This is a genomic window from Nocardia sp. NBC_01503 (genome assembly GCF_036327755.1).
GTDB lineage: Bacteria > Actinomycetota > Actinomycetes > Mycobacteriales > Mycobacteriaceae > Nocardia.
Map to the genome: position 1 here is coordinate 7,778,171 of NZ_CP109596.1, position 24,012 is coordinate 7,802,182.

The following is a 24,012-nucleotide window of genomic DNA, read 5'->3' on the forward strand; positions in this document are numbered from 1 at the left end:
GTACTCCAAGGCTTTTTGTGATCAGGCGGCGAAGGTGTCGTCGAGCCAGTCGTAGATGCGGGCGAAGGCCAGGCGCTGGGCGCCCGATTGGCAGTGCGCATCGGCGCCTTCGGCTTCGGTGAAGGACAGCAGGGTTTTGGGGCAGGTCAGGTGGGCGTAGAGGAGCTCGGGCTGGCCCTTGAAGAAACCGTCCTCGGCGCCCTCGCAGACCAGGGTGGGGCAGGTGATTCGCTCGGCGATGCCGTCGCGGACGTGGTAGTCGAGGTAGGCGGCGCAGAATTCGCGGGCGGTGGCGACGCCGAAGGTGAAGCAGCCCTGGGCGATTGCCCAGCGCAGCATAGGACTCTCCTGGGCGGCGCCCTCGAGCAGGGCATCGAGCTCCGGATCGGAGTCCGCGCGCAGGCGGCGTTCGATCTCGGCGCGATCACCCGGAATGCCGGCGGTGGCGATGGTGCCGAGGTCGTAGATGCCGTCCAGGGTGATCAGGGCCGCGATGCGTGGTTCGAAGGCGGCGGCGCGCGGGGTCAGCACACCGCCCATGCTGTTGCCCAGCAGGGCGATACGCGCCGGATCGACGTCGGGAAGGATGCGGGCGAAATCGATGACGGGGCCCACCACATGCTCCCAGTCGGGGCGGAAGAACAGGCCGCGCCGGTGCCGGGCGCCGGGCTGGCCCGGACCGTCGAAGACCAGCACGTTGTAGCCGCGTTCCACCGCGGCCGCCGCTCCGCCGAAATACATTTCCTCGGCGGAGCCATCGAAACCGTTGCACATCAATACGGTCGGGCGGGGCACCCCGGAATCGTCGACTCGATACAGATAGCCGGGCAATGTCGTTCCCTCATAAGGGATTTCGACCGGCTCGATGGGGGCATCGGCCAGTTCCGCCGCCGCGCGGAAGCATTCGACCTGGGCGTCGTAGGCCGCCATGATGCGCGGGTCGGCGAGATCGCCGTGCAGGAAGAATTCGGCGTTGCGGTAGTAGTTCGAGGCACGCAGGAAACCGTCCCGGGCACTGACGCGGTGGCCACCGGACAGAGACGAACGCGCCTGCGCCGCAACACGATCGGCGGTGGCCCGCCATTCGTCATGCCAGCTGTCGTAATCGCCGGCGGTAATGCGCTGAGTGGTCACGACGGCCTCACCGAAATCTGCGCCGCCGTAGGTGATGTGACCGAAGGTGCGCAGCGTCTCGAACCAGAACTGCGGGTCATCGGGGAAGAAGATCGGTTGCATTATCGCTCCTAAAGCAGTTGCTAACGGCGTTAATGAAAACGGTAGAGGCATGCCGCGATAAACGCAACCACCAACTGCGTTAGAGTAGGGACATGGAAACGGAGAAGACCCGACGGCCCGGCGGGCGCAGCGCCCGGGTGCGCACGGCGGTGCATCAGGCCGTGGCCGAACTCGTCGCCGAGCGCGGGTACGGGAACTTCACCGTGGGCGAGGTGGCCGCACGGGCCGGAGTGGCCGATACCAGCATCTATCGCCGGTGGGGAAACCTCGAGGCGCTCAGCGCGGATGCGGCGATCACCTGGCTCACCGAGCATTCCCCGATCCCGGATTCCGGGAGTCTGCGGGCCGATCTGCGCGGATTCGCGAGCAAGGTCGCGGCCGATGTGTCCGGCCCGGCCGGACTGGGGGTGCTGCGACTGGCCATGGCGCTGTCCAATGCCGGGGAGACCGGTGAGCAGGCCCGGAACCAGTTCCTCACAGCACGTTTCGACCAGCTACGGGCCATGGTCGACCGGGCGGTGGCGCGCGGTGAGCGGGCCCCCGATCCGATGCATATCGTGGACCATATCCTGGCCCCGATCTATGTGCGGACCCTTTTCGGCCTGGGCCCGCTCACCGACGCTTACACCGATGAACTGGTAGATCGGCTGATCGACCAATCCTGATGTACCACGACAGCACTCAGGCCGGGCAGCCATCCTCGAGCCAGCGCTCGAAGGCATCCACGTGATCGGCGGGCCAGGCGCCGTCGCACGGCATCGAGCCCTGCCGCAGGCGGGTGAGAATCCCGTCGGCATGCCGGGTCACATCCTCGTGTGACCACAGGTCGAAGACGAAACTCATGGACTTGCGGTCCATCTCGCGGAACAGCGGTTTGATGTGCGCGGCGAAGCCGAGCGGTGCATCGGCGGCCGGAAGCGTCACGGCCTCTTCGGTTTTCGGCGCGAGCGCCGAGATCCTCGAGCCCGGCGTGGCATTGCACACCCACCACCAGCGCGGCACCGGCATATGCGGGGGCGGATTCGCACCGGGCTGGGAGTTCTCCACCGCGATACGCGAACCCCACTCCACATAGGCGGCGAAGGCGGCCCGGAACTCCGGATCACGCGGCAGGCCCGCGTCATCGGCGGCACGCGAGATGAGCTGCGCCCAGCGCGCCCGCCACTCCTCGGTCAGCCCCTTACCGGCGTGCTCGGCGACCATATGGTCGTAACCGCCGTACTGCTCGGTGTAAAGCATCGGCCCGCCGAAGGTTTCGGACAGCCAGGCCGCCACCCGCTCCGGATGATCGGGTGACATGCGGGCGAAGAGCGGGGCCAGCAGATCGTCATCGGCCACGTACTTGCCGTAGAAGATCTTGGTCATTCGGGTGAGCGCGGGCAGTCCACCCGCCCATTCGAACAGGCTCGGCTCCTGCGACATCGGCGGATCCTGGAAGCCCACGTAGTAGTGCATTCCGCTGCAGAACGGCTTGTTACGCGATTGCCCGCATCGGCACAGGCTGTAGTGTTCGCGACCGGTATCACCATCGAGGGGCACCCCGCCGGTGACTCGATACGGCCCGTCCTTCGACACCTCGACGGCCGGATCACGCTGCGGCAGCAGCACATCCGGGCTCCCGAGCGCACCGGACGGGCAGGCCCGTACCGCCGCTGCGATCTCGTCGGCGCGCGCGCCGCTGGGTGCGACGAACGGTTCCCGGGTGGCGCGGAAGGCGGTCGGCACCCGGTCGGTGCAGAATCCCGAATGCGCGCAGAGACCCCGATTGTCGGTGACCGTCACCCCCGTCCCGCGATAGGTGTCGAGCCGATCCGGCGCCCGCTCGGGATCCTTGGCGCCGCTGAAGCCGATACGAGCGTGGCTGCCATCGCACAGCGGCTTCATCTCCGAAGCGCCACAGCGGCACAGCGCCATCTGCGGGAAGGTGCGAATGGGTTCACCGAGCCAGTTGGTGAGTTGTTCGGGATTGGTGAGCAGATACGGCCCGTCCGGCGAGACCTCGATATGCGTCGGCGAAACACCTTGGATCGCTGTGAGTTCGGCGATACGCGCGGCCAAAGTCTCTTCGTCCGAGGCGAAGACACACGCCAGATGCTGTAGCGCGGCCACCGCCTCCCGCAGTTCGGGCAGATCGCAGTCGGCGCGCAGCCGGGTGGCATCCTTGGCCAGCTCCCACAACCGCTGCTCCGGCGCGCCTGACTCGGATTCGCCTGCGGCGGAGCCTGTTTCGTCCACGACAGCGGCCAGCGGACGGATTACGCTATCGCGCAGCGGAGCCGCTCCCTCGACGAGTTCACCATCGAGACGCCGGGCGCGCGCCAGCAATGTTCGGAGTTCGTGCCGGGTGGCGGTGGTCAAGGCGTGCCTTCCCTCGAGGACGAGTGGATATCCACTTCGAAGGATGCCCATCGAAAGCCCCGGGAACAATGACCGTTCGCTCAACGCTTACGTAGTTCCACTCAGGAAACGAGCGAAGGTCCATGGAGCTCTACGAAATCGAGGGATTCCTCGCGGTGGCCGAACATCTGCACTTCGGGCGCGCCGCCGAACAATTGCACGTCTCCCCCAGCCGGGTCAGCCAGACCATCACACAGTTGGAACGGCGCATCGGCGCGCAGCTGTTCGAGCGCACCACCCGCCGGGTGGTCCTGACCCGAATCGGCGAGCGGCTGCTCAGCGATCTGCGGCCGGGTCATGAACAGATCCAGCGGGGTATTCGCCGGGCCGTCGGAGCGGGCCGTGGTTTCGAGGGCACCCTGACCGTCGGATTCATCGGCGCGGCCGCCGGACAACTCTGCCACGCCACCGCCGCCCTGTTCCGCGCCGAACACCCCGAGACCGAAATCTCCATTCGCGATGCCCAACTGACCGACGGATTGAGCTGGTTCACAACGGGTTTCGATATGGTGCTGGTGAGCCGTCCGATCGATGATCCGGCGCTGGTGCACGGACCCGCGCTCATTACCGAACCGCGAGTACTGGCCGTCTCCGCCGGGCATCCGCTGGCCACCCGGCAGACCGTCGAGCTCGAGGATCTGGCCGCGGTGACACTGCTGGACGTGCCCGAATCCGTCCCGCAGTCCTGGGTGCGGGACCACCTCCCGACGCACACCCCCGCGGGACGACCCATACCGCGCGGCAGACTGGTGCACACCTTCCAGGAGGTGCTGGCCTCGATCGGTGCGGGTGAGGGCGCGTTCATCTGCGGCGCCCAGGTGAATCGCTTCTATCAGCGACCCGATATCGCCTTCCTGCCGATCACCGGGACCCCGCCCATGCGATGGGGTTTCACCTGGCGCGCCTGCGATGAGACCGCCCGCATCCGCGCCTTCGACACCGCCGCACACGGTCTGGTCCGGGCAGAACTCAAGCGCGCCAACCGGACCTGACCCGCCGACGACCGTCACGCTCCTTGACCTCGTCGGCGAGTTCGGCGCCGCGATCCTTGACCACCTCGCCCAGATCGGCGCCGCGATCCTTGACCACTTCCGCCAGCTCCGAGCCGCGATCGCGCACCACCTCCGCCAGCACCGCGCCCCGGTCCCTGGCCACCTCGGACAGCGCCGCACCCTTGTCCTTGACCACCTCCGACAGCACCGCACCGCGATCCTTCACGACCTCGGAGAGCTCCCCGCCGCGATCGCGCGCCACCTCGGCCAAATGCGCACCGCGATCCTTCGCGACATCGGCCAGGTGCGCGCCCCGATGCTGGGCGAGCTCGGCCAGATGCGAACCACGGTCCTGCGCGAGCTCGGCCAGATGCGACCCACGATCCTGCGCGAGCTCGGCCAGATGGGAACCCTTGGTCTGCGCCGAATCGGCCAATTCGGCGGTCCCGGCGGCGGCCCGCTCCGCGAACTCATGCCACGCGGGCGTTCCGCGGCCACCTTTGTCGCCCGCGGCGATGAGCAGACCACCGAGCAGGCTCAGATCCTTCAGAAAGGCCAGCCGTTTGGCGGACTTCAGCGCCGGATCGGTTTCGGCCCAGAAGTCCTGTTCGGTGATGGTCGCCGGGATCACCGTGGCGGCGAGTAGACCGGCGGCCAGGCGCGGCACGCGACCGAAAGCGAGCAGCGCGCCGCCGCCCACCTGCACCATGGCATTGATCCGCACCGCACGCTCGGGTTCGGGAAACCGATCCGCGTAGCGATCGGGCAACACTCGCTTGGCCTGCTGCACCCGATCGGCGGCAGCCTTGGTGCGGTGCTGTGGGTTGGCGAGGGTGTCCAATCCCTCGGCTATGAACGCCGTCGCGAGCAGTGGGCGGGCGAGTCGTCGCATCAACATAATGAGGAGGTCCTTCCTGGTCGCCGATACTCCGGCTGTAGCCGGAACGGCGGTCGGTAAACCCCGCAGTGTCCACGTTTCACACGTCTCGGTTTGGCAACGGTGCGATTGGGTACCCCTGCAGCAGGTTGATAGAACAGCCGATCCCGGGAGGTCCGCTCATATGCGGCCGGCCGGTGGTGCGACAGCTGATTTCGCCACTGCGAAACGCTAAGACGCGCGGCGCAGCCGGACTTCCCCCGGGAGGTCGTGGCGCGATCAGCCGGAGTCGGAGTTTGACCGATGACCGAAAACAGCTACGACAATATCGAGGCTGCCTTCAAGGAGCTCGCCGTCGCCGACGAGAAGCTCGACCCCAAACGAAACTGCTTGCGGGAGCGCATTATCGAGCGTTGCCTACCGCTGGCCGATCACATCGCGCGCAGATTCGCCGGGCGCGGTGAGGGATTCGACGATCTACAACAGGTGGCGCGCGTGGGACTGGTTCAGGCCGTGGATCGGTTCGACGTCTCCCGCGGCTCGACCTTCCTGTCCTTCGCGGTACCCACCGTCATGGGCGAGGTACGCCGGCACTTCCGCGACTACACCTGGTCGGTGCGAGTTCCACGGCGCACCAAGGAGATTCAACTCCAGATCGGCGGCGCCGTCGAACGATTGGCACAGCGCCTCGGGCGCATGCCCAAGGCGCGCGAGATCGCCGTCGAACTCGATGTCGACCTCCTCGAGATCACCCAGGCGCTGGTGGCCTCCAATGCCTATCAAGCCAGCTCGCTCGATGCCTACACCAGTGACGACGGTGAGAACACACCGCTGTCCCCCGCCGAGACCCTCGGTTCCGACGATCCCGATTTCGAACTCATCGAACAGCGAATGGCGGTACGCCCGCATCTGATTCAGCTCGAGGACCGCGAGCGTGACATCCTCACCATGCGCTTCTTCGAATGCCAGACCCAGAAGCAGATCGCCGACCACCTCGGCATCTCACAGATGCACGTCTCGCGCATCCTGTCCAAAACCCTCAATCAACTGCGTGCCGACGCCCTCGCCGACTGACCACCCACGCACTCCAGCAGCCCATCCATCCCGGCTGGAACGGCATACCCGCCTCGAAATCATCGACGAGGCAGGGCATCTGCCGCAGTGGGAGCAGCCTGAGGCGACCTTCGCGCGCCTCGACGCATACCTCGCGGAACTTGATCAGGTGCGAGCGCGGTAGGCCGCCACGGCCGCGGCGGTCTCCTCGTTCACCAGGTCGAAGTTGATCATCGCACCGGCGGTGGCACCGGCCGCGGCGGCCGCGCCGACCTGGGCGGAGAGATCGGTGACATTGCCCGCCACCCAGATGCCGGGGGCATCGGTGCGGCCGGTCGGATCGGCGGGGATGTGCTCACCCATGCCGGAGGGGTGATCCGCGGGCTTCAGATCAAGGGCCGCAAGGAAATTCGCGCGGGCCACCATGCGTGAGGCCACTGCCACGGCCGAACGCGGGACGACCGTTCCGTCTTCGAGGCGGACGCCGACGATCTTGTCATCGGCGATCTCGAGGGCCTTCACAGCACCGGTCACCACCGAAATCCCGCGCGCCGCAAGCTGTTCCGCCTGCTCCGCGGTGGGTGCGACGCTGTGCGCGAAGTAGGTGATATCCGGGCTCCACTGCCGGAACAGCAGTGCCTGATGCACCGACATCGGGCCGCTGCCCAGAATGCCGATGGCCTGATCGCGCACCTCCCAGCCGTGGCAGTACGGGCAGTGGATCACATCGTGACCCCAACGCTCCCGCAGCCCTTCGATATTCGGCAGCTCATCGACGAGCCCGGTGGTCACCAGCAGCCGCCGTGCGCGCACGCTACGGCCGTCCGCCAGCTCGACCGTGAAACCGATGGCGCTCTCCGCGCCGGTACCGCCGGCGTGCGTGCCACCATCGCGCGCGGCGTGCTCCCGCTCGCCACCGGCAGGGGTGTCCGCATCCCGCGTCGCGTTGACCACCATGCCGGAGACGACCTGCCCGCCGTAGCCGCGCACCTCCTCGCGGCCGCGCGCCACCAGCTCCGCGGGTGCCATTCCCTCCCGCGCCAGCAGTCCGTGCACGCCCTCGGCCGGAGCATTGCGGGGTTCGCCCGCATCGATCACCAGTACCGAGCGCCGGGCCCGCGCCAGCATGAGCGCGCCGTTCAAACCGGCCGCGCCGCCGCCGATCACCACCGCGTCGTAGCCGTCCGCCAGCTGATCCGCCACTATGACCTCCTTGTTCCGCATGTCATCGACCATGCGAGAAGATCCACAAATCCGGCAAGGTTATTTGCCGATACGGCAAACTCGGAGCATGGACAGCGAACTCGATCAGGCCCTCGACGCGGTCGGCCCGCGCCTGCGCGACCTGCGCCGCAAGCGTGAGGCCACGCTCGCCGAGCTCTCCGCGAGCACCGGAATCTCGGTCAGCACCCTGTCCCGGCTGGAGTCCGGGGCGCGGCGGCCCACCCTCGAACTGCTCTTGCCCCTGGCCAAGGCGCACGGGGTCACCCTCGACGAACTCGTGGGCGCACCACCCACCGGGGATCCGCGCATCCATATGCGACCGGTCAGCCGCGGCGCGATGACCATGGTGCCGCTCACCCGGCGGGCCGGCGGCATTCAGGCGTACAAGCTGGTCATCCCCGGCGGAACGCGGCGCGAACCCGACCCGCAGACCCATGAGGGCTACGAATGGATGTACGTCCTGAACGGTCGACTACGGGTGGTGCTCGGCGACCACGATTTCATCATGCAGCCGGGTGAGGCGGCGGAGTTCGACACTCGCGAACCGCACTGGTTCGGCGCGGCCGGTCCGGAATCGGTCGAATTCCTGAGCCTCTTCGGCAAACAGGGCGAACGAGCGCATCTGCGCGCCCGGCCGAAGCCGAAGGATTAAGCGTGCGAATGTTCGGCGCAGAGGCAGCCGACACCCTGCTCGATCCACTCCCGCCCGACCCAATCCGGGTGTCGCGCGAGCATTATCGCGCGCACCTCATCGACGACGGTCTGCTCGCTCGCCGCGGAATCGCGGCGTATCCAGGTCTCGTCACGCAGTAGCCGCAAATAGTCGCGGACATCGCCGAGCAGTCGCGTATCGCCGACTTCACCGTGCCCGGGGACCACGATGCCCGGCCGTTCGGCAATGAGGCGTTCCATGACCGCGAGCCAATGGATTCCGGAGACATCGGTGTCGTACGGCGGGAACCACGGGAAGATGGCGAACTGACCCGCCTCCACCAGATCGCCGGTGAAAAGCACTTCCACGTCCGGTATTTCGACCACCTGATCACCGAGGCTGTGCCCGCGACCGGTGGCCCGCAGTCGCACCCGGCGGCCGCCCAGGTCCAGGTCGTGGGTACTGTCGTAGACGATATCCGGTGTCGCCAGCCGCACACCCTCCAATCGCCGCGCCACCGAATCTCCCAGGCCCCTGAACATTTCGAGGTAGGCCGGGCCTTTGCGCTCCAGATCCAGCGCCTGCGCGCGATTGATCAGATAGGTCGCCGATCCCGCGAAGACCTCCGCACCGAATGCGTGCTCGGGATGGAAATGCGTTGTCGTCAAATACAATTGACGGCCCGCCGCGTACTCGATCGCGAAGTTCAGCACCTGCCCGGCATTACCCGGCCCAATCCCGGTATCGACGACGAGCACCGCCTCCCGCCCGCCGATCACACCGATATTGGGAACCAGCTGCACTCCCCGATTCGGAATCACCACCAGATCGCGGGCGACCTCGCGCGCCTGCGCGACCTGCACCACCGGGTCCGGAATCGGCTGCTCCGGTGTCACTGCTGCGGTCATTGTCCACTCCTGTCCTATGTCTCCTCAGTCCAGTCGCGGCGACCGGCGGCGTCCAAGACCCATACCGTTCGGCCCATACCCTGCGGGTATCGTTGCCGCTGATGGACTTACGCACGCTGCGCTATTTCGTGGCGGTCGCCGACGAATTGCACTTCGGCCGGGCCGCCGCCCGCCTGCACATGTCGCAGCCGCCGCTGAGCCGCGCCATCCGGCAACTCGAAGCCGATCTCGGCTGCGAACTCCTGCACCGTGCACCCGGCGGGGTCACCCTCACCGCCGCCGGATCCGCGCTCCACGACGAAGCACGCGCCCTACTGGCCCAGGCGGAGCAGGCGCGCGCCCGGGTGCTCGCCATCGCCGGATCGGCCACACTCACCCTCGGCACCCTGGGCGACAGTGCCGAACAAGCCGGCGCGCGGCTGGTTTCGGAGTTCCGGCGCGCCCACCCCGGAATTCGGGTGCGCATCCGGGAGTTCGATTTCACCGATCCCACGGCGGGCCTGCGCACCGGACTCGCGGATGTGGCGCTCACTCGAACCCCGTTCGAGCACAAGGGAATCGCGGTGCATACGCTCCGATCGGATCCGATCGGGGTGGTGCTGCGCGCGGATGATCCGCTCGCCGGGCGCGAGCGGCTCGAAGTGCGGGAGATCGCGGACCGCGACTGGTTCCAGCTGCCCGAGGGCACCGATCCGATCTGGCGGGCGTATTGGACCCAACCCGCGGGCGCGCGCACCGACGGCCCGGTGGTGCGCACCGTGCACGAGTGCATGCAGGCCGTGCTGTGGAACGGCTCCGTCGGTCTGGCGCCGCTGGTGCACACGCTGCCGGACGGCTTGCGGGCGGTTCCGCTCAGCGATGCCGCGCCCAGCAATCTGGTGGTGGCGTGGCAGCGGACCGATCGCAATCCGCTCATCGACTCGTTCCGGCGGATCGCGGCCGAGGTGTATCGAACCCACTGATCATCCGCCATCACCAAACCAAGCACTTGCTTGTTTTGCTTCGGTGGACTACCAATAGGGTGCTATCAACCTGTTCATATTCGTCGCGCCCACCCGCGCGACCCGCACCGAAGGAAGTAGATGGACGACTTCGGTCATCGGCCCGGTGCCGCACTCGTACTCGGAGCCAGCGGCGGGCTCGGCCTGGCCACCGCGCGCATGCTCATCGAGCGCGGCAGCCATGTGGGGCTGACCTACTTCCGCTCCGCGGGCAAACTCGATCCGCTGCTCACCCTCGCCAAGGAACGGGGGCGGCGGGCACTGTCCTGGCGACTCGACCTCACCGATGCCGAACGCGCGGCCGAGGTCATGGCGCAGACCGCCGCCGAGTTCGGCGGCATCCACACCCTGGTCTACGCGGCCGGACCGCATATTCCGATGCGGCATCTGAGCCGAATCACCCCGGCCGAGTTCAAGTCTCAGCTCATCGACGATGCCAGCGGATTCTTCAATGCCGCGCATGCGGCGCTGCCGTATCTGCGGGAGACCGGCGGCAATATCGTCGCCGTCACCACCGCCGCGACCGCGCGCTTCCCCATTCGCGACGGTCTCTCCAGCGGACCGAAAGCCGCTGTGGAAGCCCTGATTCGGGGTATCGCCGCCGAGGAAGGCCGCTTCGGGATTCGCGCCAACTGCGTCGGACCGGGTATGACCACCGACGGGATGGCCGATCGACTCATCAGCTCCGGTGAGCTCGATCAGCATGCCCTGGACATCACGCGCGCCAATATTCCGTTGCGCCGCTTCGGAAATGCCGAGGACATCGCCGAAGCGGTGTGCTTCCTGGCCTCGGACCGCGCCGATTTCATCAGCGGGCAGAAGCTCGATATCGACGGCGGCTACGGGGTGTAATCGCTCAGCGATCGGAGACGTTCAGCCCGATATTGTGTGCGAAGACCGGGGCCAGATCCATCAGCTGTGAGCTGTTGATCGTCGCCCCACGCAGGGATTCGACCCCGTCGAAGATGCCGATCGCCCGCGCCGAGCGCAGATCCACCTTCGACAGGGTGGCCTTGCGCATGGACAGCGCCTCGATCTCGGTGCCGGGAAAACTCACCGAGGTCAGCTTCGCCTCGCCGATATCCAGATGGCGCAGTACACAATCCACGAACTGCACCTCGTTCAGGTGCGCGCCGCGCAGGTTCACCGAATCGAATTTGCAGTTGTAGAACTTGACCCGGCGCAGGCGCGCACCGAACGCCTCCACACCCGACCAGGCGTTCATCACCAATTCCGCATCCATCCAAGAGGTTTCGGAGAGATCGGCGCGAATCCACTGCGTGCCCTGAATCCACACATCGTTGAATCTGGTGTGCCGCATACTGCCGCCGGAGATGGTGCTGCCGGTCATGGCGCATTCGGTGAGCTGCGCGCCACGCACTTCGGCGTCCTCGAGTCGCAGGCCCTCGAAGAGCGCGCAATCGTATTCGCCCTCCATCGTGAGATCCTCGCGGGCTTCCAGAAAGCGCGCGAACGACAGATCGGCCAAATCCCGCGGCATCGAAGATCCTCACCTCTGCTCGGCAACAAGTCCTGCGACCGTAGCCGACCGCCCCGACACCCCGGCGCGGTCGGTGCCCGGAACCGTCCGGCCGCCCACGGGCGTAGGCTGCGAAACGGCAGCATTTTGATCACCCACTGCACCGGGAGGGTTCGATCGTGACGAAAATCGGTGTCACCGGAGCGACCGGCAAGCTCGGCACCCTGGTCGCCCAGCGCCTCGCCGCCGCAGGAGCGGACCTGCGATTGATCGCACGCAGCCCCGCGAAACAGCTGCCGCTGCCCGATGCCGAGGTGCGATTCGCCAACTACGGCGACGCGCCGAAGTTCGAGCTGGCGGTGACCGGGGTGGAGACGCTACTGCTGGTCTCGGCCATGGAGAGCGAGCTGCGCGTGGCCGAGCACACCACCGCCATCGAGGCGGCCGTCTCGGCGGGTGTGCGGCGCATCGTCTACATCTCCTTCCAGGGCGCGGCCCCCGAGGCCACCTTCACCTTCGCGCGCGATCACTGGTACACCGAACAGCAGATCCGCCAGACCGAACTGCCCTTCACGTTCTTGCGGGACAACAACTATCAGGTGCATCTGCCCGCGCTCGCCGATCCCGAGACCGGGGTGATCAGCGGTCCCGCCGGGGACGGACGGGTCGCGGCGGTGGCACACGAGGACATCGCCGATGTCGCCACCGCGGTGCTGCTGGACGAGGGGCTACTGCCCAACCAGGTCCGCGATGTCACCGGACCGCGGGCGCTGGACCTGGACGAGGTCGCCGAGATCCTCAGCCGCCACACCGGGCGGCCCATCACCTATAAACCGGAGTCGATTCCCGAGGCGTACGAAAGCCGTTCGCACTACCACGCACCCGACTGGATGGTCGCCGGCTGGGTGACCTCCTACGAGGCCATCGCCACCGGCGAACTCGCGAATGTCTCCAGCACGGTCGAGGCCGTCACCGGCCACCCGCCCATCGACTTCGAGCGCTACCTCGACACCCACCCCGAGGTGCTGGACCGCCTGATCGGCCGCGCGTGAACCTCACACCGCGGCAATAGCGGAGAGCAGATCCCGCACCACCGCGATCAGCGCCTCCGGCGACGGATCCCGCTGCAACACAACCAATTCATCCCGCAATACCGGTGGCAACGACGGCTCTTCGAAATCCGCCAGCGCCGCCCGTACAGCAGTCACCTGTACCTCGCTCAACTGCGCCAGCGGCGCCACCACCTCCTCGATCTGCACCCCGTCCAACAGCGGATTCGCCGCCGCCACCCGCACCCGAGCGGCAATGGTGGGAGGCAGATGACCCGCGACAACCTGCAACAATGTCTTCACCCACCCGAGCGTATGGCCCGCACCCGCACCCCGCCCCCATTTCGCCGTTCCCGTCACATGCCTTTGCATTCGATGATGGGGGGCGGGTAGTCGGGGGCGAGAAGGGGTGAGCGCCACGGCTTGTGGGCGGCGGGGCCGGGGAGGTCATCGAGTTCGGGGAGCCAGCGGTGGATATAGCTGCCTTCGGGGTCGTAGCGTTCGGCCTGGCGCAGGGGGTTGAGGGTGCGGTTGGGACGGGTGTCGGTACCGGTGCCCGCGGCCCACTGCCAGTTGAGTTGGTTGTTGGCGACATCGGCGTCGGCCAGCCAGCGGGTGAAGTGCGCCGCGCCGATACGCCAGTCGATGCCGAGGGATTTGCTCAGGAAGCTGGCCGCCACGAGACGGGCGCGGCCGGGCATCCAGCCCTCGGCGAGCAGTTGGCGCATGGCGGCATCGATGATGGGGTAGCCGGTTCTGCCTGTGCACCAGGCTTTTACGGCCTGCGGGTCGGTACGCCACGGGGCCGGTCGGGAGCGGTAGTCCTGGGTCGCCACCTCGGGGCGGGCGGCCAGCAGCTGATTGTTGAAGTCGCGCCAGGCGAGTTGGCGGGCGAAGGCATGACCGCCCGGGGTGGACAGGTCGGTGCGGCGCACCAGCTCGGTCGGTGAGAGGCAGCCGAAATGCAGATACGCGGCCAGGTGCGAGGTGGCGTCCGCGCCGAGGTCGTCATTGCGCGCCTCGTACTCGGCGACCGGGCCGGAGAGCCAGGCGCGCAGCAGTTTTCGCCCGGTCGTCTCACCACCCACCGCGAGCCGCGGGGACCCCTCGTCCGCGCATAGGTCTGCCCGGGCGGGCATGTCGATGCTGTCCACCTCGGGGACCGTCAAGGCCGAGGGCCGGGGCGCGGCACCGCGCAACGGCGTCTCGACCCACCGCCGGAAATACGGGGTGAATATCGAGAAGTGATCGCGCCCGGTCGCCGGTCGAAGATCGGCGGGATCGACCACACTCACCGAACCGGAATGCTCGGTAACCTCAATCCTGTTCTGCCCCAGTCGTTCCCGAAGTCGCCGCAGCCGCAGCGTGCTGTACCCGCTCACATCCGCCGCGATATGCACCCGCTCGGCCCCCACCTGCGCCGCGACCCGCGCCACCTCCTCGGCCACATCCCCGCGCCGCAGCACCAACCGCCCACCCAGCCCCCGCAACTCCGTATCGAGTTCGCTCAATGCCGCCAGCAGAAACCGAATCCGATTGGCGCCCAATCCCGTCCGGCCGAGAATCCGATCATCGAGAACGAACAGCGGTACCACCGCATCCGCCCGCGCCGCCGCGGCCAATATCGGATTGTCCCCGACCCGCAGATCCCGGGTGAACAACGCGATCGCGACACTCATCGACAAGCCCCTTCGCCATGGTCAACCCCAAGTGATGCCAGCAGGATATTCGAGGCGAGGACGGTGCCGTCCACCGCGCCGCCCGGTCAGGAAATGCTGGCCGGGGTCCGCGAGATACGACCGCCCAGTCGCTCGTTCACCGCGAAACCATGTTTGCGGCACCACGCCGCCAGCAGCGGGACCGCCGAATCGTCATCACGATAGGTCGGCACCAGCTGCCCGACAATGGTCAGGTGATGCGCATCCGCCGCCCGGCAAAGCTGTTGCAGCACAGCACTTCCCAGCCCGGTACCACGCAGCTCCGGATTCACCGTGATGTTGTCCAGCTTGATGGTGTTCGCGTACACCTCGAAGACCACATCGACGAGATCGTCACTGCGGCGCAGGGATTCGAGATCGGCGGGCAGTGGCCGCAGCACCCCCGGCAGATGATCGGAGAGTCGTTGCCGCGCCGCCTCATCCGGCGCCGCCCGGGTCACCGCCACCAGTTGCTCGGTGAGTTCGGCGACCGCCACCCGATCCCCCAGCGCCGCCAGCGGGCGCACCTGCTCGGCGGCATCGGCGATGACGCGCAGCTGCCGCGCCCAGTGCGGATCGGTGGACTCGTACTCGGACATCAACTCCGCGAGGGTGAACTCCAACCCGATCGGGGCGCCCCGGCTGCGCAGATAACCACCGGACAGCACCCCCCAACGCCGATCCTCCGCACCGACACCGTGCTGGGCGAGCTCGCGCAACAGCGCATCGCGACGGCCCGCGGCATTGGCGATGGTGGCCCCGGGCAGGCGGTGCAGCCAGCGCCGCCACCCGGTGAGGTTGGCGCGAATACGGGTGCCCGCGACATCACCGCTGGCCTCCAGGTAGTTGCACAATGCTTGCTGTCGACGCTCCAACAGCTCGCGCGCGCGGTCGGAACCGGCCGTATCCGGAAGCGACTTGCCCTCACTCATACCGAACAAGCTAGCGCTCGGTACCCAAGTCGCAGGTAATCGGCACGCTCGGGATCGACTTCGACCATCCATCGACGCATCATGCGACTACCTCCTCGGTGTTTGCTGGTAGTTCCATATCGGCTGCGGTTGCGGCTCGGCGAGCAGCTCCACCCGGTCGATCAGCTCATGCTCATAGCGCCGGGCCTGGCGGCGACCCATACCCGTGGCCGCACGCAATCCGGCGCGCGCCCGCCGCCGACTACGCCGGGTGAGCAGCGAAGCCAACTGCGCCTCGGAACCGAGAGTGCGCGCGATGGGCTGAGAGATGTTGGCGCGCAACCACTTTCGCTCGACACCCAGGACCCAGCGGTAGGCCAGCGCGAAAATCGTCAGATCGATGATGACCGGCAGGAACATCAGCAACCAGCCGGGACCACCCGGGCGCGGCGCGTCGAAGACGAAATGCATCAGCACCGCCATGCCGTAGAAGAGCGCGAAGAACCCCCACCGCCAACCCCACGACCGATCGGTCCGGAGCAACAGCACCACAATGCCGACACCAGCCAACGCGGACATGGCCCAGTGCGAGGTCAACGCCGTCACCAACCGCAGCAGCGCCACGATCAGCACATCCGCCACCGGATTCTGCGGCGCGGCCAGTGCGGTCTGCACGCTGTACAGCACATCCTCGGAGATCTGCGCACCCAATCCGACGAACCCGCCGATCAGGAAACCGTCCATGGGCCGCCGCAACCGCGACCGGAACAGCACCGCCACCACCGCGATACCGATCGCCTTGATGAACTCCTCATCGATGGGCGCGGCGATCGCGGCCTGCCAGCTACTGGCGAAGGAGTCCCCCGCCAGATTCGTCACCGCATGCGTCACATGGTCATTCGCCCACAACGCCACACCCGGCCACACCGACGCACCCCAGAGGAAACCCAGCACAATCGGCGCGACCAACCGCCGCCGCGCGCGAAACGGATCCAGGGCGAACAACACCCAGCCGAAGAACACCAGCGTCGCCGCGGTGATCGGCAGCGCCGCCATGGCCTGCGCCCCGCCGAAGCGAACCATGCCCGCCGCCTGCGCCAGGAACACCAGCGGACCCGCCAGCACCGCCGCGCAGTACACCCAGAACAGCGCGGACCTCGGCTGGAACCAATTCCCCCGGCCCGCGTCGATCGGCGCGGAACCGATTGCCCCCATCGGCGCGCCCGCTCCCGGCCGACTCACACCCGCACCGCCCTACTCGACGCGAGCACGGCCTGGATGAGCGCTCGGCCCGCCTCCCGGGTCGGACCGGTGACAGTGATGGTCACCGCGATATCACCGGAGTTGGCCACCGCGCAGACACCACCCGCGGTATCGGGCAGCACGCACAGCACGCCGTGGAACGCACCCGCATCGATGACATTGCCGTCGAAGTGCACCTCCCGACCGGCAGCGCGCAGTGGCAGCAGCAGACGCGGTGCGGCGGTATCGAAGTCGGTGATGCCGTCCACCACCGAGACGCCCAGGCGCTGTTCACCGATATCGGATTCGAAGATTCCGGTGGAGATATCGCCGGTGGCAATGCGCCGCATGGCCTCGGGTGCCTGGAAGGAGACGCCGTTCGAGGGATCGGCTGTTCCGTGTACCGCGCCGATTCCCGTAGCCGTGAGGGTGACTTCGGTACCCGCCGAAATCGGTGTCTCCCTGGTGGGTATCGCCGCGTCCACGAGCGGTGGCACCACGATGATCACGGCGAGCGCGGCCACCGCCGCCACCGCCGGTCTCACCGAATGCACAAGGCGCGCCATGTCTTCCAGCCTCCCGGTCTGTGCGGCACGCTCGCGATGAGCGACCGGCAGCATGTGGTAGCCGAGAGTTAACCACAAATCCAGAGTGCGACCGGGGATGCACGCCGCCCGGACCGTGCCGTCCCGGCACAGTGAATCCGCGAGCAGGTCACGGGGAATGACTCCCGGGAATCATCTCCGGGAGCCATCCACGTACGCGAGACCTACCGGTTACAGCAGATTCGCCAGACTCGAGAGCGGACCGGGCAGCGCCGCCACATGATTCTTCAGACCGGTCGCCACCGGATTCGGGGTCGCCGCCCGCAGACGATCCAGCTCGGTCTGCATGACGCCGACCGTCTGGTCGTAGATGCGGTCGACCAGCTCCGCGTCCTCCGGATCGCCCGGCTGAGTGGACCAGTCCAGGGCCGGCAGGAAGCTCACATCCACATGCGAGGGCAGTGGAATCTGCGGCAGAATCGGCGCGACACCGAACGGCAGGCCGACAGTGTACGGAAACACCTTGGCGCGCACCAGCTTATCCAGACCCAGCAGGCGCGCGGTGCGCTCACCGCGACTCAGAATGAAGATCGAATCATGTCCGCCGTTGGCGACCGCCGGAATCACCGGCACACCCAGTTTGAGCGCCAGCCGGATGAAGCCCTTGCGCCCGGCGAAGTCGACCTTGCCACGATCGGTCCACGGCCGGCATGCCTCCCAGTCCCCACCCGGGTAGACCATGACCGCGCCGCCGTCCTTGAGCCCGGCCGTGGCCGCCTCCTGCGAGGCCGGAATCACACCGAACTCCCGCAGGCTGTCACCCAGACCCGGTGTGCGCAAAAGGATTTCGTGTGCCACACCGAAGGTGGGCTCATTCGGTCGGCGATCCATGGCCGCCATGAAGGTGATCCACACCTCGGGAGCCCAATAGATCGACGAGTGATTACCGATCACCAGGGCCGGCCCCGCCGCCGGTAGATTCTCGATGCCGATCACCTTCGGCGTGAAGTAATTCGTATAGGCCCGAGCCACGGGAAGCAGTGGGTGATTCGGGTTCGGTAGTACCGGTGCATTGTTCATGGGATGTCCTGTCGTATTGCCTTGCCGGTGACGGGCGGCGGCGCGCGACGACACACACCTGGCGTCCACATTCGACGCCGAGCCGAAATGAATTGCCCCCGGACCACATCCCCATTGATAGTCCCGACGGCCGCGTCCTACGCGGTCCCGATTGGCAGTGCGCGTGTCGCTGCGTTGCGACCGATGCCCGTCACCGTCCTCCTGCCCTTCCGAGGTTATCAACCCAAGCATTTGCTTGTTAGGAAGTGTGCGAAACCCAACATCCACAGCGTGATTCCAGCGCGAGTGCGAGCGTTTGCCTAAGATACCTATCCGCTCTTACTCCCGGCGTCGCGGCGATGATCTTGCGGCGCAATGCAACTGAGCGCATAGGCTCCCAGCCGAGGAGCTTCCCCTCGGTCGACGATCCGGACATACATGCTCTAATGCGCATATCGGCGTAGACGAATATCGCGGGGATCCGAATGGCCCGGATCCCCGCGATGGAGCTCGGACTCAGTTCAGTCCGCGGCGGCGGTACAGCGCGCCCGCTGCCAGATAGCCCGCCAAACCTATTCCGGCACACCACAACAGCGCCGTCACCGGGTTATGCCCGACCGGTGTGCCCATCAGCAAGCCGCGCACGGTCTCGGTGATCGGGGTGATGGGCTGATGTTCGGCGAATCCGCGCAACCAGCCGGGCAGGGTGGTCACCGGCACGAAGGCACTACTCACATACGGCAGGAACATGAAGCCGAAGGTGAATCCATTGGCCGCCTCCGGATTCGGTGCGAGCAGGCCGAGCGCGGCGGCCAGCCAGGACAGCGCCAGCAGGAAGACCGCCAGCAACCCGAGCACGCCGAGCCAGCGCAGCGGATCCGTGGTGGGCCGGAAACCCAGCGCGATCGCCACCAGAATTACCAATCCGGTGGTGATCATATTGCGTAGTACGCTCTCGGCCACATGCCCGGTGAGCAGGGATGAACGCGAGATCGCCATGGCGCGAAAACGATCGACAATGCCATTGTGCATATCGGTGGAGACGCTCACCGCGGTACCACCCGCCCCGAAACCCGCACAGAGCAGGATGATTCCGGGCACCACATAGTCGATGTACTTACCGCCCACATTGAACGCGCCACCGAAGACGTAGACGAACATCAACAGGATCATGAGCGGGATGACGACGGTCATCAGCATGGTGTCGGGGCTGCGCAGGGTGTGCCGGAAACTGCGCCCCATCATGGTTGTCGAATCCTGGGCCGCGCGAACCAGAGTGCTCACAGCTGTGCGCCTTTCGAGGAATTGCCGGTCAAGGCGAAGAAGACATCATCGAGATCCGGTGTGTGAATGGACAATTGACCGATGGCGAGATCGTGATCGTCGAAATGCTCCAGCAGCCTGCGGATATCGCCGACACTGCCATCCGAGGGGACCTGCAGGACAAGCTGCTCCAGATCGGCCTCCGCGCTCGGCACCGCGCGGACGGCCGCCGCCAAACCCTGTTCGTCGGCGAATCCGATCCGAATGTGACCGCCGGGGGCGAGCTTCTTCAACTCGCCCGCGGTGCCCTCGGCCACGATGCGGCCGTCGTCCAGGACCGCGATGCGGTCGGCGAGCTGATCCGCCTCCTCCAGATACTGGGTGGTGAGGAAGACCGTGACCCCCTCGCTCACCAAACCCCTTATCACCGACCATAATTCGCGGCGGCTGCGTGGATCCAGGCCGGTGGTCGGCTCATCGAGGAAGATGATGCTCGGATCGCCCATCAGGCTCATGGCCAGATCCAGTCGGCGCACCATACCGCCGGAGTAGGACCCGGTGCGCTTGCGGGCCGCTTCGGCGAGATCGAACTGCTTCAGCAATCGCGTTGTGCGCCTGGATGTTTCCGCACTGCCGAGATGCAGCAGGCGACCCGCCAGGCGCAGGTTCTCCTCCCCCGTCAATACCGGGTCCACGGCCGAGGACTGGCCGGTGACGCCGATGATCCGGCGCACCTCATCGGGCTGGCGGATGGGATCGAAACCGCCGACCCGCACCTGTCCGGCATCGAGCCCGCCGAGGGTGGCGAGAATCCGGACCATGGTGGTCTTACCCGCGCCGTTCGGCCCGAGCAGTGAAAAGACTGTTCCCGCAGGAACATTCACGTCGATGCCACGGAGCACCGGATGTTCGCCGAAGGATTTGGTCAACCCGGCCACCTCGATGGCGGGCTGGCGAGTGGTTGTCATGGGGAACCCCCGAATCAGAAACTGTATATGGCATACACTCTGTGTATAGGTTACACAGTTTCGTGAATGCCGCAAGATATGAGGGAGCACGAGAACAGGAGGGTCGAATGGATCGGCACGACGAACGGGTCCTGCCCAAGTCGGTCAAGCTGCTGTGGAACCTGGACGATCCCGGCACCCGCGGACCCAAACGCGGAATGAGCCTGGACCAGATCGTCGAGGCGGCCGTCAAGATCGGCGATGCCGAGGGCTTCGCCGCCATCTCCATGGGCCGCATCGCCAAGGAGCTCGGCTTCACCCCCATGTCCCTCTACCGCTACGTCGACAGCAAGGACACCCTCGTCGACATCCTGCTGGACCGCGTCATCGGTCCTCCACCCCTGCTCACCACCGATGCGGGCTGGCGCGCCAACCTCCAAGCGTGGGCCTGGGCCGAATTCCGCAGCATCCGCGTCCACGACTGGTGGCTCGACATCCCCATGACCGGTCCCCCGCTGGGCCCGAACAATATGGACTGGCTGGAGACCGGTATGGCCGCCCTCGCCGACCTGCCGATCCCCGAACCCCAGCGCCTACAGCTCGTGACGAACCTGTCCTTCTTCGTCGTAAGCCGAGCCCGGTTCCTGCGCGACACCATCAAACAGGCCAAGGACGATACGGACTACACCGGCATCCTCGCCCAGATCCTGGACCCCGCCCGCTACCCCGCCGTCACCAGCGCCATCACCAACCGAGCCTTCGACGATGACGATATGCATTGGGAGGAAGGCGATTTCGGCTTCGCCCTGGACCGCCTCCTGGACGGCTACGAGCACTATGTCAGCACGTACCCCCGCTGATCCGACGAGGATCGCGGGTCAGCCGACCCGGTAGAGCCAGAGGTGAGGGCGGGCGGGTTCGCCGGTGGCGGTCCAACCGTAGGTTTGGGCCAGACCATCGCCGGAGTAGGCGTTGAGGTAGGCGACCAGGGCGGGGTGGGTGGTGTGGCCGGCGGCTATGCCCTGCAGGACTATCGCGGTCAAGTCGTAGGCTTCTGCCGAGTAGGCGCCCGGGGATGTACCGGTGAGTGCCTGATAGGCGGTGGCGAAGTCGGTGTCGGTCGCGGGGCCGCACGCACAGGACAGCGTGGCGCCGGTGGCAGCGGCGCCCGCGCGTTCCACGAAACCCGGATCGTCGCTGCCGCTACCCGAGATGAAGGGGACAGTTACCGCCGCCGCGCGCAGGCGCGCGAGTAGGGGGCCCGATTCGGTGTAGTAGCCCGCGTAGAAGACAGCGTCGGGGCCCGCCGTGGCGATCTTGGCGACCGCCGCGTCGATATCGCCGTGCGGGTCGAGGGCGAAGGAACAGTTGGTGTCGGCCGCGGCGCCCAGGCCCGTGGTGACGGCCTTGCCCAGACCGATGCCGTAATCGCTGGCTTCCCAGACCACGCAGACACCACCGAAACCCGCCGGTCCTGCCAGATATCGGCCGATGGCGGGACCGCTGAAGTCGTCACCGGCCAGTCCGCGGAAGAAGGTGCGCCAGTTACGCTGCGACAGTTCGATATTGGTGGCCGAAGGGGTCAGGAAGGGAAGTCCGGCGTCGCTGAACTGCTTACCGGTCGCATACGTCTCACCCGAGAGAACCGGCCCGATCAGCGCGGCGATGGCGGGGTCCGCGACGATCGTCGGCGCGATCCGGTTCGCGACCTGCGGATCCCCGGTGGTGTCGTACTCCTTCACGGTGATCACACAGCCCGGATTGTTCCGGGTGAACTGGTCGACGGCCAGCTTCACACCGCCGAGCACATTCTGCCCCAGCACCGAATTCGCCCCCGTGAGCGCACCCGCCATGGCCACACTCGTCGGCGGACATTTCGCCTGACCATCCCCGGCGGGATCCAGACCGGAGTTCGCGGGCCCGACCTTATTGCCCTGCCCGTCGATTCGCGTCAGCGGCTGAATACCGCCGCCCGGGCTGATCGGCAGCTCGATGGGTGCGGCGGAACCACCGCCGGCGGTTGACGCCGAATCCCCACCGGGCGACTTGGAATCCCTTGTCAGCCAGAAGGTTCCAGCCGCCGCGAGTAGGACCGTCACGAGCATCGCCGCCCCGGCCGCCATCCACCGGCCCCGCAACACACGTTTCACCGCCGTTTTCGCGGGAGCGCTCGACGGCGGCGGGGTATTCGACTGCGCCACAGCGGTATCGGCCGACGGTCGCGGCACCCCCGGCGGCGGGATCCGGTCCGGCGGACCACCGGCGAACATCGTCTCCGCGATGCGCGGATCACTCCGCGCCGGTGGAGTCGGGGCGTGCGGATAGCCCGGACCCGAGTCGGGTCGCGGCGCGGGGGTGAAGGAGTAGTCGGATGCGAGAAGCGGCGTGGGCGTCGCGAACTCCGGATCGATAAGCGTTGGGGGCGCGGTGATTTCGGGCTGCGATGAGGAACCGGGGGCCGGAGCCAAGCCCGTCAGCGCGCGCGTGGCGGCGGAGGCGAAATCGCGGCAGGTGTCGAAACGGTCGGCGGGGTTCTTCGCCAGCGCACGGCCGAAGACGACGTCCAGCGCCGCGGGCAGGCCACCCCGGCGCGAGCTCACCGGCGCGGGCGCGAAATGCAGGTGGCCCGCGATGACCGCCGCGGCGGTGAGTGATTGGAACGGAGTAGTCCCCGAGAGCAGCCAGTAGAGGGTGCACGCCAGCGAGTACTGATCCGAGCGCTGGTCCAGCGGATGACCGGAGAGCTGTTCCGGAGACGCGTAAGCCAGTGTGGCGGTGAGTGTTCCGGTGCGAGTCAGATGCGCGGTGTCATCCCGCAGCCGGCCGATACCGAAATCGGTGAGCAGCACCCGTTCATCGTGGCCGAGCGTGGGACGGGCCAGCATGATGTTGGCGGGCTTCACATCTCGATGCAGGACACCCACGGAATGCGCGTAGTCGAGGGCCTTGGCGGTCTCGGCGACGACGCGAACCGCGTGCGGGGGCCGCAGATCCGGCGGGGTCAGCCCCGAGGCGTCCGAGCCGTCGATGTACTGCATGGCGATCCACAATCGCCCGCCCTCCACCCCGCGATCGGAGACCGAGACGATATTCGGATGATCCAGGCGGGCGATCAGCTCCGCTTCCCGTTCGAAACGGGCACGAATCTCGGTGTCGCCCGCGAACTCCGGGCTCAGCACCTTCAGCGCGACCAGCCGGGGCAGGCGCGGATGCCGGGCCAGATACACCGAACCCATCCCGCCGCTGCCCAGCAGCCGTTCGACCTGGTACCCCGCGAAAACCTCACCCGCACGCATCGTCCGGTCCCCTCGCAGCTACGGAACCCTTGGAACGGTACACCGCACGGACGGTCCCGGGCGGGCATCCGGCGGACGTATCGGGGCGGTCCCGGCGCACCGCGCGCATCCGGGCTCGGGGCACACACCGATCGATACGCGAGCGGCCCCCGGCGAATTCGCCGGGGGCCGCTCATCGGGTGC

The 24,012-nt window shown here is 67.0% G+C and carries 23 protein-coding genes; 8 read left to right on the forward strand and 15 right to left on the reverse strand.

The window, feature by feature from the left end; genetic code table 11:
* Positions 1-21: 21 nt before the first annotated feature.
* Positions 22-1,236 (reverse strand): alpha/beta hydrolase family protein, encoded by a 1,215-nt coding sequence (locus tag OHB26_RS35890; RefSeq protein ID WP_330181697.1) that lies wholly within the window; start codon positions 1,234-1,236, stop codon positions 22-24.
* Positions 1,237-1,328: 92 nt separating this feature from the next.
* On the opposite strand from OHB26_RS35890, the gene OHB26_RS35895 reads away from it, so the two are divergent.
* Entirely contained in the window at positions 1,329-1,901 is a 573-nt protein-coding gene (locus tag OHB26_RS35895; RefSeq protein WP_330181698.1) for a TetR/AcrR family transcriptional regulator, read from the forward strand.
* Between the two features lie 16 nt (positions 1,902-1,917).
* On the opposite strand, the gene OHB26_RS35900 is transcribed toward OHB26_RS35895, so the two are convergent.
* Positions 1,918-3,594: a CDGSH iron-sulfur domain-containing protein gene (locus tag OHB26_RS35900; protein ID WP_330181699.1), complete on the reverse strand. Its 1,677-nt coding sequence runs from the start codon at positions 3,592-3,594 to the stop codon at positions 1,918-1,920.
* Between the two features lie 122 nt (positions 3,595-3,716).
* Between OHB26_RS35900 and OHB26_RS35905 the strand changes: the two genes are divergently transcribed.
* On the forward strand, positions 3,717-4,625 hold the full coding sequence (locus OHB26_RS35905; RefSeq protein WP_330181700.1) for a LysR family transcriptional regulator: 909 nt from the start codon (positions 3,717-3,719) through the stop codon (positions 4,623-4,625).
* Here the strand turns inward: OHB26_RS35905 and OHB26_RS35910 are convergent.
* The gene (locus tag OHB26_RS35910) at positions 4,603-5,523 is read right to left on the reverse strand and encodes a DoxX family protein (RefSeq protein ID WP_330181701.1); all 921 of its coding nucleotides are present in this window, start codon (positions 5,521-5,523) and stop codon (positions 4,603-4,605) included. The genes OHB26_RS35905 and OHB26_RS35910 overlap by 23 nt on opposite strands.
* Positions 5,524-5,805: 282 nt before the next feature.
* On the opposite strand from OHB26_RS35910, the gene OHB26_RS35915 reads away from it, so the two are divergent.
* Complete coding sequence (locus OHB26_RS35915; protein WP_330181702.1) at positions 5,806-6,576, forward strand: RNA polymerase sigma factor SigF; 771 nt, start codon at positions 5,806-5,808, stop codon at positions 6,574-6,576.
* Between the two features lie 144 nt (positions 6,577-6,720).
* On the opposite strand, the gene OHB26_RS35920 is transcribed toward OHB26_RS35915, so the two are convergent.
* The gene (locus OHB26_RS35920) at positions 6,721-7,779 is read right to left on the reverse strand and encodes an NAD(P)/FAD-dependent oxidoreductase (protein WP_330181703.1); all 1,059 of its coding nucleotides are present in this window, start codon (positions 7,777-7,779) and stop codon (positions 6,721-6,723) included.
* Positions 7,780-7,846: 67 nt separating this feature from the next.
* Here OHB26_RS35920 and OHB26_RS35925 point away from each other — a divergent pair, with 67 nt between their 5' ends.
* Positions 7,847-8,431 carry a helix-turn-helix domain-containing protein gene (locus OHB26_RS35925; protein WP_330181704.1) on the forward strand — a complete coding sequence of 195 codons (585 nt, stop codon included), beginning with the start codon at positions 7,847-7,849 and terminating at the stop codon, positions 8,429-8,431.
* Here OHB26_RS35925 and OHB26_RS35930 read toward each other — a convergent pair.
* Positions 8,428-9,339: an MBL fold metallo-hydrolase gene (locus OHB26_RS35930; protein WP_330181705.1), complete on the reverse strand. Its 912-nt coding sequence runs from the start codon at positions 9,337-9,339 to the stop codon at positions 8,428-8,430. The two genes, OHB26_RS35925 and OHB26_RS35930, sit on opposite strands and share 4 nt — an antisense overlap.
* 101 nt (positions 9,340-9,440) lie before the next feature.
* Here OHB26_RS35930 and OHB26_RS35935 point away from each other — a divergent pair, with 101 nt between their 5' ends.
* A complete protein-coding gene (locus tag OHB26_RS35935; protein ID WP_330181706.1) occupies positions 9,441-10,301 on the forward strand; it encodes a LysR family transcriptional regulator in 861 nt (286 codons plus the stop codon).
* Between the two features lie 120 nt (positions 10,302-10,421).
* Positions 10,422-11,192: an SDR family NAD(P)-dependent oxidoreductase gene (locus OHB26_RS35940; RefSeq protein ID WP_330181707.1), complete on the forward strand. Its 771-nt coding sequence runs from the start codon at positions 10,422-10,424 to the stop codon at positions 11,190-11,192.
* Positions 11,193-11,196: 4 nt separating this feature from the next.
* Here OHB26_RS35940 and OHB26_RS35945 read toward each other — a convergent pair whose 3' ends face one another.
* The gene (locus OHB26_RS35945; protein WP_330181708.1) at positions 11,197-11,841 is read right to left on the reverse strand and encodes a pentapeptide repeat-containing protein; all 645 of its coding nucleotides are present in this window, start codon (positions 11,839-11,841) and stop codon (positions 11,197-11,199) included.
* A 158-nt stretch (positions 11,842-11,999) separates the two neighbouring features.
* Here OHB26_RS35945 and OHB26_RS35950 point away from each other — a divergent pair, with 158 nt between their 5' ends.
* Positions 12,000-12,872 (forward strand): SDR family oxidoreductase, encoded by an 873-nt coding sequence (locus tag OHB26_RS35950; protein WP_330181709.1) that lies wholly within the window; start codon positions 12,000-12,002, stop codon positions 12,870-12,872.
* A 3-nt stretch (positions 12,873-12,875) separates the two neighbouring features.
* On the opposite strand, the gene OHB26_RS35955 is transcribed toward OHB26_RS35950, so the two are convergent.
* From OHB26_RS35955 to OHB26_RS35990, 8 genes are all read right to left on the reverse strand, one after another.
* A complete protein-coding gene (locus OHB26_RS35955; RefSeq protein WP_330181710.1) occupies positions 12,876-13,172 on the reverse strand; it encodes a hypothetical protein in 297 nt (98 codons plus the stop codon).
* Between the two features lie 53 nt (positions 13,173-13,225).
* A complete protein-coding gene (locus tag OHB26_RS35960; RefSeq protein WP_330181711.1) occupies positions 13,226-14,548 on the reverse strand; it encodes a cryptochrome/photolyase family protein in 1,323 nt (440 codons plus the stop codon).
* 86 nt (positions 14,549-14,634) lie between these two features.
* Complete coding sequence (locus OHB26_RS35965; protein ID WP_330181712.1) at positions 14,635-15,498, reverse strand: GNAT family N-acetyltransferase; 864 nt, start codon at positions 15,496-15,498, stop codon at positions 14,635-14,637.
* Positions 15,499-15,585: 87 nt separating this feature from the next.
* The gene (locus tag OHB26_RS35970) at positions 15,586-16,719 is read right to left on the reverse strand and encodes a PrsW family intramembrane metalloprotease (RefSeq protein WP_330181713.1); all 1,134 of its coding nucleotides are present in this window, start codon (positions 16,717-16,719) and stop codon (positions 15,586-15,588) included.
* Positions 16,716-17,285 carry a hypothetical protein gene (locus OHB26_RS35975; RefSeq protein WP_330181714.1) on the reverse strand — a complete coding sequence of 190 codons (570 nt, stop codon included), beginning with the start codon at positions 17,283-17,285 and terminating at the stop codon, positions 16,716-16,718. Before OHB26_RS35975 ends, OHB26_RS35970 begins: the two co-directional genes overlap by 4 nt.
* A 210-nt stretch (positions 17,286-17,495) precedes the next feature.
* Positions 17,496-18,344 (reverse strand): lysophospholipid acyltransferase family protein, encoded by an 849-nt coding sequence (locus OHB26_RS35980; RefSeq protein ID WP_330181715.1) that lies wholly within the window; start codon positions 18,342-18,344, stop codon positions 17,496-17,498.
* A 495-nt stretch (positions 18,345-18,839) separates the two neighbouring features.
* Entirely contained in the window at positions 18,840-19,568 is a 729-nt protein-coding gene (locus tag OHB26_RS35985) for an ABC transporter permease (RefSeq protein WP_330185880.1), read from the reverse strand.
* A 35-nt stretch (positions 19,569-19,603) separates the two neighbouring features.
* Positions 19,604-20,554 carry an ATP-binding cassette domain-containing protein gene (locus OHB26_RS35990; RefSeq protein WP_330181716.1) on the reverse strand — a complete coding sequence of 317 codons (951 nt, stop codon included), beginning with the start codon at positions 20,552-20,554 and terminating at the stop codon, positions 19,604-19,606.
* A gap of 107 nt (positions 20,555-20,661) precedes the next feature.
* Between OHB26_RS35990 and OHB26_RS35995 the strand changes: the two genes are divergently transcribed.
* Entirely contained in the window at positions 20,662-21,393 is a 732-nt protein-coding gene (locus tag OHB26_RS35995; RefSeq protein WP_330181717.1) for a TetR/AcrR family transcriptional regulator, read from the forward strand.
* Positions 21,394-21,411: 18 nt separating this feature from the next.
* Here the strand turns inward: OHB26_RS35995 and OHB26_RS36000 are convergent, their stop codons facing one another.
* A complete protein-coding gene (locus OHB26_RS36000; RefSeq protein WP_330181718.1) occupies positions 21,412-23,829 on the reverse strand; it encodes a bifunctional serine/threonine-protein kinase/ABC transporter substrate-binding protein in 2,418 nt (805 codons plus the stop codon).
* Positions 23,830-24,012: the final 183 nt, after the last annotated feature.